Origin of the sequence: Halomonas sp. AOP25-F1-15 (assembly GCF_052378675.1) — a bacterium.
GTDB lineage: Bacteria > Pseudomonadota > Gammaproteobacteria > Pseudomonadales > Halomonadaceae > Vreelandella > Vreelandella casei.
The window spans coordinates 312497-324537 of sequence record NZ_JBQSXV010000005.1 but is presented as its reverse complement, the minus strand read 5'-3'; the positions used below and the strand labels follow the sequence as shown (position 1 = coordinate 324537).

General features: G+C 51.8%; 13 protein-coding genes. 8 read left to right on the top strand and 5 right to left on the bottom strand.

Features of this window, described 5'->3' with window-relative positions; translation table 11 throughout:
• Positions 1 to 15: 15 nt before the first annotated feature.
• Positions 16 to 783, bottom strand: coding sequence for a hydroxyacylglutathione hydrolase (gloB, locus tag ACT3TF_RS12115; RefSeq protein WP_096279943.1), 768 nt, complete (start codon positions 781 to 783; stop codon positions 16 to 18).
• Between the two features lie 142 nt (positions 784 to 925).
• Between gloB and ACT3TF_RS12110 the strand changes: the two genes are divergently transcribed.
• From ACT3TF_RS12110 to nudC, 4 genes are read left to right on the top strand one after another with little or no spacing between them, the layout of a single operon-like run.
• Positions 926 to 1738: a class I SAM-dependent methyltransferase gene (locus ACT3TF_RS12110; RefSeq protein WP_096279945.1), complete on the top strand. Its 813-nt coding sequence runs from the start codon at positions 926 to 928 to the stop codon at positions 1736 to 1738.
• Positions 1731 to 2201: a ribonuclease HI gene (gene rnhA, locus ACT3TF_RS12105; protein WP_096279947.1), complete on the top strand. Its 471-nt coding sequence runs from the start codon at positions 1731 to 1733 to the stop codon at positions 2199 to 2201. Before ACT3TF_RS12110 ends, rnhA begins: the two co-directional genes overlap by 8 nt.
• On the top strand, positions 2201 to 2938 hold the full coding sequence (dnaQ, locus tag ACT3TF_RS12100) for a DNA polymerase III subunit epsilon (protein WP_096279950.1): 738 nt from the start codon (positions 2201 to 2203) through the stop codon (positions 2936 to 2938). Before rnhA ends, dnaQ begins: the two co-directional genes overlap by 1 nt.
• Positions 2931 to 3710, top strand: coding sequence for an NAD(+) diphosphatase (gene nudC, locus ACT3TF_RS12095; protein ID WP_096279952.1), 780 nt, complete (start codon positions 2931 to 2933; stop codon positions 3708 to 3710). The genes dnaQ and nudC overlap by 8 nt, the downstream gene beginning before the upstream one ends.
• A gap of 24 nt (positions 3711 to 3734) precedes the next feature.
• Here the strand turns inward: nudC and ACT3TF_RS12090 are convergent, their stop codons facing one another.
• A complete protein-coding gene (locus ACT3TF_RS12090; protein ID WP_096279954.1) occupies positions 3735 to 4046 on the bottom strand; it encodes an SCP2 sterol-binding domain-containing protein in 312 nt (103 codons plus the stop codon).
• 186 nt (positions 4047 to 4232) lie between these two features.
• Here ACT3TF_RS12090 and sohB point away from each other — a divergent pair, with 186 nt between their 5' ends.
• Positions 4233 to 5276 carry a protease SohB gene (gene sohB / locus ACT3TF_RS12085; protein ID WP_096279957.1) on the top strand — a complete coding sequence of 348 codons (1044 nt, stop codon included), beginning with the start codon at positions 4233 to 4235 and terminating at the stop codon, positions 5274 to 5276.
• A gap of 3 nt (positions 5277 to 5279) precedes the next feature.
• On the opposite strand, the gene ACT3TF_RS12080 is transcribed toward sohB, so the two are convergent.
• Positions 5280 to 5600 (bottom strand): ArsR/SmtB family transcription factor, encoded by a 321-nt coding sequence (locus ACT3TF_RS12080; protein WP_096279959.1) that lies wholly within the window; start codon positions 5598 to 5600, stop codon positions 5280 to 5282.
• Between the two features lie 261 nt (positions 5601 to 5861).
• On the opposite strand from ACT3TF_RS12080, the gene ACT3TF_RS12075 reads away from it, so the two are divergent.
• The 3 genes from ACT3TF_RS12075 to ACT3TF_RS12065 all read left to right on the top strand — a co-directional run bounded on the left by ACT3TF_RS12075 (position 5862) and on the right by ACT3TF_RS12065 (position 9460).
• Positions 5862 to 7802 carry a propionyl-CoA synthetase gene (locus ACT3TF_RS12075; protein WP_096279961.1) on the top strand — a complete coding sequence of 647 codons (1941 nt, stop codon included), beginning with the start codon at positions 5862 to 5864 and terminating at the stop codon, positions 7800 to 7802.
• 143 nt (positions 7803 to 7945) lie between these two features.
• The gene (locus ACT3TF_RS12070; protein WP_096279963.1) at positions 7946 to 8614 is read left to right on the top strand and encodes a 7-cyano-7-deazaguanine/7-aminomethyl-7-deazaguanine transporter; all 669 of its coding nucleotides are present in this window, start codon (positions 7946 to 7948) and stop codon (positions 8612 to 8614) included.
• Positions 8615 to 8656: 42 nt separating this feature from the next.
• A complete protein-coding gene (locus tag ACT3TF_RS12065) occupies positions 8657 to 9460 on the top strand; it encodes an alpha/beta fold hydrolase (RefSeq protein ID WP_096279965.1) in 804 nt (267 codons plus the stop codon).
• Between the two features lie 12 nt (positions 9461 to 9472).
• On the opposite strand, the gene ACT3TF_RS12060 is transcribed toward ACT3TF_RS12065, so the two are convergent.
• The gene (locus tag ACT3TF_RS12060; protein WP_096279967.1) at positions 9473 to 10858 is read right to left on the bottom strand and encodes a 3'-5' exonuclease family protein; all 1386 of its coding nucleotides are present in this window, start codon (positions 10856 to 10858) and stop codon (positions 9473 to 9475) included.
• A 26-nt stretch (positions 10859 to 10884) separates the two neighbouring features.
• Complete coding sequence (locus tag ACT3TF_RS12055) at positions 10885 to 12021, bottom strand: ABC transporter substrate-binding protein (protein WP_096279969.1); 1137 nt, start codon at positions 12019 to 12021, stop codon at positions 10885 to 10887.
• Positions 12022 to 12041 lie beyond the last annotated feature (20 nt).

Sequence of the window (12041 nt, the reverse complement as noted above, 5' to 3'; positions counted from 1 at the left end):
GTTTCGATAGCGTTATTAAAAACGGTTCTTCCACTCACGTAGAGTAGTGAACGTAGCGAGATCATTATCATTAATACCCTGAGTGCCAGCTGCTTGGCGCACGCTATCGGTGGCCACGCGTAAGTAGGGATTAATTTTCAGCTCGCGTCCTATCGTGCTGGGTAAGGTCGGGCGATCCAGTGCCCTGGCCTTTTCACACTCCTGTAAGGCGTGTTTGACATCATCATTATCAGGGTCCGCAGCACGAGCAAACGCAAGATTCGCTTGTGTGTACTCATGGGCTGCAAAGACCAGCGTATCTTCTGGGAGTTCCGCAAATTGTTTCAACGCTGTGAACATTTGTTCCGGAGTGCCTTCAAATAAACGGCCACAGCCAGCGCAGAAAAGTGTGTCACCACAAAACAGCAGGGCAGGGATGCCCGGCGTAAAATAGCTGATATGGTCAAGCGTGTGGCCGGGCGTCGCCATGACTTCAAATAACCGCCCCATAATGCGGATTTGGTCGCCATCCTCCACAAACTCATCAATACCTTGAATGGTGGGGTTGTTGGGGCCGATCACATGCGGAGAATAACGTTTGATCAATTCGGCTAGGCCGCCGGTATGATCATGATGGTGATGAGTAATCAGAATGCTCTCTAGGCGTAGCGACTCTCGCTCCAGAAACTCGATTACAGGGGCGGCTTCACCCGGGTCCACCACGCAAACGTTTTGACTGGTATCTTGTCTTAATAGCCAAATATAGTTGTCGCTAAGGGCTGGAATCGGTGTCACGCTCATCATCGGCGAGATCCTTTAAGTGTCAAAAAATAGAGCTGGTAAAAAGAACGTATAAATGTAAAACGCAGCTAGAAATGCAAAACATGGCGCTAAATTGGTGCTTAAAAGGCGCTAAAAGCCGTTACTTTGGAGGGAAGTGCTGTTCATGTCAAATTCGACGACGGCTACAACACTCGCCAAGCGCTTGATAAATAGCCAGACGTATTGGCAAAGCGAGGCCGGTCGCTCGCTTTGGGAGTCTCAGCGGGCGTGTCTTGGACCTGTGGCTGAAACGCGAGTGGGCGGGCACAGTTTGGAAATGGGCATGGGGCCTGCAATGCTGACAATGTCAGCCATTCCGCATGCCATACGCTGGTCGCCAACTCGCCAGCTAGCGCATTCAGATACGACCTTGGTGTGCCCGCCTGATCAACTGGCACTGCCAGACCGCTGTTTAGACGTGATGGTTATTCACCACTGGCTTGAGCATCTGCCGGATGCTCATCTGACGCTCAAAGAGGCTGCTCGGGTAACGGCTGATAATGGCATTTTAGTGCTTTTTGGCTTTAATCCTATTGGCGTCAGTGGGCTTGTCCGCCAGTTGCGTAAACGCCAGCAGCAGTACCCTTGGAGTGGCGAGTGGCGTTCGTCGAACCGCCTTCGCGACTGGTTGGCGTTTGTCGACTTTGATGTTCAGCGCGTAGACTATTGCTGCTTTAGAGGGCGCATAAACGCCAAGTGTGGTGAGTATTGGGAGTCTTTGGGGCGTCGGCATAACCTGCCACTCGGTGAAAGCTATATGATTCTTGCCCGGCGCAAGCAGCGCCAGGCGCCCGTTCAGCGCCTGAGATTTGGATTAAAAGCACCGGCGTCTCCGGCGTCATTAGGCGTTACCCGCTCTGGCTCATCCGCTCACTTGCAATCCTATCAAGAGCATCAGGCTCCAACGCATTCAAAGAGAGATCAAGAGATTGACTAATAAGGCTGCCGAGCACCTACCCTGTGTGACGGTGTATACCGATGGCGCTTGCCGGGGTAATCCTGGCCCCGGTGGCTGGGGCGTCGTGCTGGCGAGTGGTGAGCATGAAAAGACCTTAAAAGGCTATGAGGCAGATACGACTAATAACCGTATGGAATTGATGGCCGCGATTATGGCGCTACGCACACTCAATACACGCTGCGAAGTGGCGCTGTGGACTGACTCTCAGTACGTGCGCCAAGGTATCACTCAGTGGATTCATAACTGGATCAAGCGGGGGTGGAAAACTGCCGCCAAGCAGCCAGTTAAAAATGCCGAGCTATGGAAAACCCTTCACGAAGAGACTCAGCGCCATCAAGTGGCGTGGCATTGGGTGAAAGGGCATAGCGGCCATCCCGGCAATGAGCACGCCGACACGCTGGCCAATGAGGCTATCGATGAGCACCAGAAGAGGAAAGTGTGATGCGGCAAGTCATCTTAGATACTGAAACGACGGGTATTGACCCTAAAGATGGGCATCGCTTAGTTGAGATTGGTGCCGTGGAGATGGTTAATCGTCGTTTCACTGGACGTACCTACCACCAGTATATAAATCCTGAGCGTCATATCGATGCTGAAGTAGTGGCTATTCACGGTATTGATAACGCTAAAATAGCCAATGAGCCGGTGTTTGCCAAAATAGCCGATGAGTTTTGGGCGTTTATTGAGGGCGCTGAGTTGGTGATCCATAACGCGCCCTTTGACGTGGGCTTTATAGATCATGAGCTCGGCATGCTTAATAAGCAGCGCAGCGGTTTGTCATTAGGGCCTGTTCGTGAGCACTGCGGCGTTCTTGATACGCTGACGATGGCTAGGAAAATGCATCCTGGTCAGCGCAATAGCCTTGATGCGCTGTGCAAACGCTACGATATTGATAATGGTCACCGTGTGCTGCACGGCGCTTTGTTAGACGCCGAAATCCTCGCTGACGTATATCTAGCGATGACGGGCGGGCAGACGGCGCTGACATTAGATGCCGCCTCTGCCTCCGAGCAGCAGCAAACCGACACCTCTAGTGAAGGGCTGTCGATTCAACGTTTAACGCTAACCCCCGGTCAACTGAGCGTGGTTCGCCCCACCGAGCAGGAACAAGCAGCGCATGAAGCTAAGTGTGAAGCACACCAGCTGACTTGGTTTGAGGACGCAAGTAACGATGCTTAGGCGAGAAATTCCCTATGATGAGCAGGCAGGGCGTGTTATTCGGCTATCGCGCAGCTTATTGGCGCCTGCTCCGTTAAGCGGCAGTGATCAACTCACTCCGTTACAGCCTTTTCAGCCCTGGACCGAGCAGATGCAGCCGCTGTGCTATTGGGATGATGAACCCGTAGCCCTGCTTGTGGAGGCCCAGGCTGAAAGTGGTTGGATTGATGGTCGTCAGTGGATGAGCGAGCTGCCCACCGCATGGTTTAGCCTGCTATCGACAGCCTTACAGGTAGGCGCATGGTTAGAAAATCATCGTTTCTGTAGCCGCTGTGGGGCTTCTGCCACCAAACTGGCTGCCGAATTTGCGATGCACTGCAACGCCTGCGGACATCGTAATTATCCGCGCATTTCGCCGTGCATTATTACCTTGGTGACCAGCGGTGAGGCGATGCTCCTTGCTCGCAGCCCGCGTTTTCCACCTGGCCGCTATTCGACCCTGGCTGGATTTATTGAGCCAGGTGAGTCTGCAGAAGAGGCCGTGCATCGAGAGGTATTTGAGGAAGTGGGGGTGCATATTGATCAACTACGCTACCACCAAAGTCAGGCGTGGCCTTTCCCTCATTCACTGATGTTTGGCTACTTTGCCGAAGCAACGACGCGACGCATACGTATTGACGGTGTCGAAATCAGCGATGCGGCGTGGTTTTCCCCTCGTCAGCTGCCGTCTTTGCCACCGCCGTATTCGATATCGCGTGAACTTATCGAGACACATTTAGCACGCTGGCGCTGAAAAACGCCGCGTGCTTAAACATGCTTACTTGCTAGGAAACAGGCTGGTCAGTTTAGTGGCCAGCATCACATTGCCGGTTGCTTTTAGCTTTCCAGTCATGAACGCAGTCATGCCGTTGATGTCGCCATTCATGATGCCTTTCAGCGTCTCGGTGCTTAGGCTTAAGCTGACGGAAGGGTCATCGTGTTCGCCTTCTTGAACATCAAGCGCGCCATCTTGAATGTTCAGATAGTGGCTGCCCGCATCTGAGAAATGAAATTGAAAAATTTCGTTCATCCCCTTGGCGGCTTCTGGATTGAAACGTGCTTTCAGCTTATCAAGGGTAGTCGTTGACATCATAAATCTCGCAAGTAAGTAGATAAATTAGCTTAAGGTTATCGATAGTAGTTCAAAGAAACAATCGGATATGGGACGAGACTATTTCATACGTGCGTTTCAATCAAGCGCTACAATTATGCGTCTTTAGGATACATGTGAGCATTGTCTCTGTTTTAGAATTTAATTACCTAGTGGAGAACGTAAATGAGTGAATGGGTTGCAGAATTAGGTACGTTTTTAGTCCAGACAGCCATCGTGATAGCGATGCTGGTGATTGGTTTATTGCTCGTAACTCGCTCTAGGCAAGCTAAAGAGCGTGGTCTGACGCTTCGTGTTGAGCCGCTTAATGACCAGCGATTGGATCGTAGCCGCCGCCTGCGTTTGGCCACTGCGCTGCCTTCTGCGCGTAAAAAGCTGCTAAAAACATTTCGTCAAAATGAGAAAAAGCGCTTAAAGGTTCAAAAAAACGATCAACAAGCGCCACCAGCATCTCGTGTATGGGTGTTGGATTTTTATGGTGATTTAAAAGCCTCACAAACCGAGCATTTTGCTCAAGAGATCTCCGCCATTATCGACGTGGCTAGTGAAGAGGATGAAGTGGTGATCCGGCTGGAGTCAGCGGGCGGCTTAGTGCATGCCTATGGCTTAGCGGCTGCACAGATGGACCGGCTAAGTGCTGCGGGCCTTATTACGACGGTATGCATCGATAAAGTGGCGGCCAGCGGTGGCTATATGATGGCCTGTACCGCGCAGCATATTAAGGCTGCTCCTTTTGCTGTTATTGGATCGATAGGCGTTGTGGCGCAAGTGCCTAACATCCATAGACTGCTCAAAAAGCACGATATTGATGTCGAGTTGCTAACCGCGGGAAAATATAAGCGTACGTTGACCGTACTTGGTGAAAATACCGATGAAGGCAAAGACAAGTTCTTGGATGATTTAGAGAACACCCATCGATTATTTAAACACTATGTTACAGAGCGTCGTCCCACCATGGACATTGACTCGCTGGCCACCGGTGAAATTTGGTACGGCAGTGAGGCATTGCCCCAGCTGCTTGTCGATAGCGTAGGGACCAGCGAAGCCTATTTGACAGAGCGTATGGCGCAGGTACAGGTTTATACCGTCAAGCTTGAGGCGCCTAAAACAATGAGCCGGAAGCTTGGCTTAGCCGTTTCAGCGGGTGTCGAAACAGCAGCGCTCAAGGCACTGGGACTGATCGAGGCGGCTGGATGGCAGCGCCGCTAGCACTCATTCTGAGTAGTGGTGCGCCAATGCATCAAGAATGGCTTTGGCGCTTTCACTGCTTAATGAATAGTAGATGGTTTGTGATTCTCGGCGTGTGCTGACCAACTCATCACGCCTCAATATCGCTAAATGTTGGGATAGAGCTGACTGACTCAAGGCAAGCTGTTGATTTATTTGAGTAACTGACAGCTCTTTTTCAGCAAGTAAGCACAGTATTTGTAAGCGTTTTTCGTTTGCCAATGCTTTCAGTAAGCTGGTTCCCGCCTCAATAGCTCGGCAGTTGTGTTCAAGCAAACGTGTCGCGGCGCTTGTAGAAGCAGACATAGTGATCTCCTCGCCTACACTGTTACATAAGCTTATTTATATGCATTGTTATAATTTATCTCGGCATCGTCGCGTCGCGAAGATCAAGTTGTTTAATGATCAGTAATTTAGCGAGTTTTGTCCAAGGCTTTGTTTAACGGTTTATCAATGGTAAGTCCTTTGGTGCATTGTCGACAATAGAAGGGAGTGTTGCATCCTTCTATGGCACGTTAGCCGATAGTATGAGGGTGCTAAGGCGATTTACTTTATACAGTGTCAACAATGCGTTTGCATAATAACGATGAGAACACTATGAGTCGCTACCACAATGCTTTCCAGCAGTCGGTTGAACACCCTGAAACATTTTGGGCCGAGGAGGCTAAACGTATCCCCTGGTACACGATGCCCCGCACGATACTCAGCTATGACGATCAGCATCACGCACGCTGGTTCAGCGATGGAGAAATGAACCTTTGCTATGCAGCTTTGGATTACCACGTTGAGCAGGGCAGAGGTGATCAAGCGGCCATTTTCTGGGATTCCCCCGCCACGCAGTCTAAGCAAACTATCAGCTATCGGGACTTGCGTGATCGCGTCGCTCATTTCGCCGGTGCCTTAGCCCAGCTAGGCGTTGAAAAGGGTGATCGTGTCATTATTTATATGCCTATGATTCCCGAGGCATTGATTGCGATGTATGCCTGTGCACGGTTGGGGGCAGTTCATTCGGTCGTCTTTGGGGGCTTTGCACCCCATGAGCTGGCCGCACGTATTGAAGACGCTGAGCCCAAGGTGGTGGTCGCGGCCTCGTGTGGCATCGAACTAGGTAAAGTGCTGCCTTATAAACCGATGATTGATCAGGCGATTACTCTCAGTGCTCATAAGCCAAACGCTTGTGTCGTTTACCAGCGCGCAGCGCATCAGGCACCGCTAGGCGCTAACGACTATGACTGGAATCAGTTAGTCGCAGGAGCGCCATTTGCCGATTGTGTCCCGGTGAAGGGCACTGACCCGCTCTATATACTTTACACCTCAGGTACGACCGGTAAGCCCAAGGGTGTGGTGCGTGACACCGGTGGATACGCGGTGGCATTGGCGTATTCAATGGAGGCTATTTATGCCATGAAGCCCGGTGAAGTGTTTTTCACCGCATCCGATGTAGGCTGGGTGGTCGGTCATTCTTATATTGTTTACGCCCCCTTACTGCTGGGTTGCACGACTGTTGTATATGAAGGTAAGCCGGTTAAAACACCCGATGCAGGCAGCTTCTGGCGTTTAATTGAAGAGTATCAAGTCACCAGCTTCTTCACGGCGCCCACTGCATTCAGGGCAATGAAAAAAGAAGATCCCGATGCCGAGCTGCTGAAAAAATATGATATCAGTAGCCTGAAGCATCTTTACGTCGCCGGTGAGCGGCTTGATCCTCCGACGTTTCATTGGCTTGATGACTTGCTTGAAGTGCCGGTTATTGATCACTGGTGGCAAACTGAAACCGGCTGGCCGATTGCGGCAAATTTGCCTGGTATCGAACCGATGCTGACCAAAGCCGGTTCCGCGACGTACCCTGTACCAGGTTTCAATGTGCAGGTGCTTAACCGCGAAGGAGGCCAAGCTGAGCCTATGGAGCAGGGCAGTGTCGTCATTAAGCAGCCGATGCCTCCAGGCTGCTTAATTGGCGTATGGCGAGACCCTCAGCGTTTCCACTCGGCGTATATGGCGGCGTTTCCCGGCTACTATTTAACCGGTGATGGCGGCTATTTTGATGAGCAGGGCTATTTGTTTATTATGGGCCGTACCGACGATGTTATTAATGTTGCAGGGCATCGGCTTTCTACTGGAGAGATAGAAGAAGTGGTGGGTGCACATCCTGCCGTCGCAGAGTGTGCGGTAATTGGTATTCATGATGAGCTGAAAGGGCAACTGCCTATCGGGCTGGTGATTCCCAAAGATGGCTTCACAGGCGATGAGGCGACTCTGGAGGCAGAGCTAATCGCTCGAGTTCGTGAGCACATTGGGCCTATTGCCTGTTTCAAGCAGGTGTTAGTGGTTGATCGATTGCCTAAAACTCGCTCGGGTAAGATCTTGAGAAAGCTGCTGCGTACGATTGCTGATGGAAAAGAGTTTGGTATTCCTTCTACCATTGATGACCCTGCTAGCTTGGCCGATATTCATACGACTATGCGCCAGCGTTCGGTGGGTGCCGCCGACAAAGCTACGCCGCTTTGATTGATGCCATACGCCGCTCACGTAGTTGAGCGGCTTTCATTGCGCGGTAGAAGCCGTATAATGCTGCCCCCTAGCGCCACCTTGCGCTAATGACCTCGAGGGTTCCCTAACCCCTCTTCTTATGTACAAAAAGGCTTATCGACATGTTCGCATTGAGTGACGCTCAGCACCGCCGCTGCTTATTAGTAATGGTGGCCTTTCACATTGGCATTATTGCCGCCAGTAATTATCTTGTTCAGTTGCCGTTTACGCTGTTTGGATTTCATACCACCTGGGGAGCCTTCAGCTTTCCGTTTATTTTTTTAGCCACTGATTTAACAGTGCGCTTATTTGGCAAAGGGCCCGCCCGCGCTATCATTCTTCGCGTTATGCTTCCTGCCCTGGTGGTGTCCTACGTGGTCTCAGTTGTGTTTCCACGGGGGAGCTTTGCCGGTATTGCAGCGCTTTCTGAATGGAATCTATTTGTCGCTCGCATCGCGCTCGCTAGCTTCTTAGCCTATGTGATAGGTCAGCTGCTTGATGTCCAGGTGTTTGACCGTTTACGCCAGTTATCCTGGTGGGTCGCGCCAGTGTGTTCAACGGTGCTGGGTAACCTTGCCGATACGTTCGCATTTTTCTCTACGGCGTTTTACAACAGCCCTGATCCGTTTATGGCGGCCCATTGGGTTGAAATTGCCGCCGTCGACTATGCAATCAAATTAGCGATCAGCCTGTTATTCTTCTTGCCACTGTATGGCCTGCTACTCGCCTGGTTATCGCGCCGTTTAGTTGTTTGGACAGGGCAGGTAGATAGCGTGCCGCGCACTGCCTAAAAACATTGTTTGTAAAAACATTGCTAAGACATAGGAGCTTGCATGACTGACGCTGCCATCGTTGATCTCCACTGTATTGATATGCCCGCTGATGAGAATGCCTCTGACGCTACTCCGCTGGTGATAATTCACGGCTTGCTAGGAAGTGCTGACAACTGGCGCTCGCATTTGAAAGCGTGGCAGCGCACGCGTCGGGTCATTGCTGTCGACCTGCGCAACCATGGCAGGTCTCCTCATGCTGAGGGCATGCGCTACGCAATGATGGCGGACGATGTTATAGCACTGCTCGACAGCCTTTCAATTGAGCGTGCGCATGTGCTGGGCCACTCAATGGGGGGCAAAGTAGCAATGAGCTTGGCCCGCCTGTCGCCTGAGCGGGTTGTTTCGCTGATCGTTGCCGACATAGCGCCAGTCGCGTATGAGCATGGCCACGATGATGTGTTTGCCGCACTCGAAAGCGTTCGTGAAGGTAAGCCTAAAACGCGCAGTGAGGCCGATGTAATGTTGGGCGAACATGTCGACTCTCGCCCCACGCGGCTTTTCTTAGCGACTAACCTGGTGCGTAACGACGATAACGTGATGGCGTTAAGAGTGGGGCTAGATCAGATCAAACGGGGTTATAGCGATATTATTGGCGAGCCGGACGGTGAGCAACCCTACGAAGGGCCGACGCTGGTGCTGCGTGGGGCTGATTCCCCTTATGTCGCTGACGCCATGATACCCGCACTACGTGAGGTAATGCCCAGCGCACGCGTCGTAACGCTTAAGAATGCCGGTCATTGGCTGCACGCCGATCAGCCTGAGGCTTTCCAGCAGGCCGTTGAGATTTTTTTAAACGCTCAATAAGCGAGATGGCGATCAAAGCTCTGTAACGGTAAGTCCATATTGCTCTGGATGACGCAAAAAACGGTTTAAAATTCGATAGCTATCAACATCAAAGAGCGTGGGGGTATCGGCTAACGCTCTGGCTTGTTCAATGCTCGCCGCGCTACCGAGGTAGCACCACTGGCGAACCACGTGCCAGGCAGGAGGGGAGTTGCCTGTCGGGCGCTCTTCAATAGCAATGCTGCCAGGCCAAGGCCATGCATTGATTTGCAGTTGCTGTAACGCGCCCTTTGCGCGCTGTGTGTGAGCAACTATGGGTTCTTGCCCGTTACACGCTCCATTGCACTTGCCCAGCTGGTTAGCAAAACAGCGGCCCTTTCCCTTCTCAAGTCCCATAACGCGTGGGCAAAGCTGGTGTTCCTCAACGATTGAGCGAAGTGCCTTCTTAGCATCCGTTGCATTGCGAAATAAACCATACAGCTTTTTACTCTGTGGTTGGTTGAGGGCGCTACCGCTAATGAGCTCAGGGCAGTTTGCGCCTTCCGGCCAATGCCAGGTCGCCAGTTTTCCCTGTTTGCGTAGCTGCCGATTCATAATGGGCATTAATCTTTTCACTAGCTGCGCTTCGCGCAATTGAGCGCCTAGATCGCCGGCTGCCTCCTCCCATTCAATCTGCTGAACCTGTTGCGCCAAGCGCATCTCTTTATCGTCCTGGTGGTCACGCTGAAAGTGGCCCAGCACGCGGCTGCGCAGATTAATGCTTTTACCCACGTAGAGTGGCAGTCGATTGTGGCCATAAAATAAATAAACACCCGGCGTGGCGGGTAATCCTTCGAGTTGAGCGCTATCAAGATGCGCAGGCAGCGTGCGGTGGCGCTGCTCTTCATTAAGAAGGTTCTGCCACGTATCGGTACTGTGTTCCTTCTGCCAGGCCTGCCATAGGGACCACAGCGCATTGACATCGTCACCAGCCCGATGATGGCGAAGGGGAATGATATCGTAACGGCTGAGTAATGCTTTGAGATTATGCTGCCGCTCTTGAGGCGCTAATCGCCGCGACATGCGTAGCGTGCAGATAATCGATGTGCGGTAATCCAGACCTGCGCGTTTAAATTCGTTGCGTAAAAAACTGTAGTCAAAGCGTGCGTTATGCGCGACTAAATGCCCATCGCCAAGCCACTCGCGCAGCGGCTTAGCTATCTGCACAAATCGTGGGGCGCTGCTTAGCATGCGATCATCTATACCGGTCAGCTGGCTAATTTGTGCCGGGACCTTACCCTCTGGGTAGATCAAGCTCGACCAACGATCAATCACCTCGCCGTTAGCAATTTTTAATGCCGCTATTTCGGTAATACGGTCACGTGTCGCGCGTGTTCCCGTTGTTTCTAAATCAATAAAAATGAGGGCGTTTTCGCTCATGCGCCTCCCAAGCGATAAGTAAGCAGTTAGAGTACATGTGGGTCTACTGCCAAACGTGAGAGAGGGAGCGTGTCGTCTATAAGGCCCATTTGCAGCAAGTAAGTTTCAAATGCGGTGTAGCGGTGACTGTCAACGGCGGCAGGGCTCAGTGCCATGCGGCGTAAGATATCCTGCCAGGCGGCCGCGTTGATGTCATTGTCGAGCACGGGATGAGTGGCGGTTAATAGCGCCCATGCTGCGTCATGGTTTTCAACTATCCAATTGCTGGCCTCTTCAATAGCGGTTGTGAAGCGTGACCACGTATCTGCGCGGCGCACGACGGAATCACTGTTCGCGAGCACCACTAGCCCATCGTGGCGAGGGATGTCCAGCTCCTCAAAGCGTATCAAGTGCGTGGTAATCCCTTCGGTTGCTAGCTGCGGCGGTAGGTAGTGAAAGAAACCATCAGCCACTGCGTCTGCCTGGCCCTCTCTCAATGCTCTTGTCGGATCAAAGTGTAAATTCTGAGGGGCAGAAAAATCATCTGTTTGTTGTACAGAGCGCGGCACTAGTCGTGGGATACTTAAATTAAGTCCTTCGCGGGTGGTGTAGCCATAATGCAATCCCGCTAGATTTTTTGCGTTATCAAGCTGCTCAGGCCCCATTACGACTACCGCTGTTAATGCTGTTTCAATCAGTGTCGCAATTCGAATAATAGGGGCGCCTTCATGGGCATAAAGGTGTAGCAAAGGCTGGCGCGTTAACGCTAAATCTACCTCCCCGGCCGTTAGTAGTTTGATAGCGATAGATGGATCTGCCGGTGACTGAATGTCTACCTCAAGGCCTTGAGCGGCATAGTAGCCACGTTCTTTGGCCACCACGAGCGCTGCATGCTGGGGGCTTAAGTACCAATCCAGCATTAGCGTAATGTTTTTTAATGGCGGTGGCTCTAGCGCAGGCGCCGGTGTCAGGGCCATGGTCGGCACTTCATCTTCGCTGACATCCTCAATAGGAGTCCACAGTGAAGGTGGCACTACCACAACGGTTTCTAGCGTCAGCGGAATCGCTGTCTGGTCGTTTTTCTGATCGTCGCTGTCAGCGTGACAAACGGAAGTGAAGAGCAACAAAGTGACAATAACGGTGAGTAACGCAAAGTGCCACTGGCGTGATCGGCAGCGCAGCATAGTCAGTAACTCCAAATCTT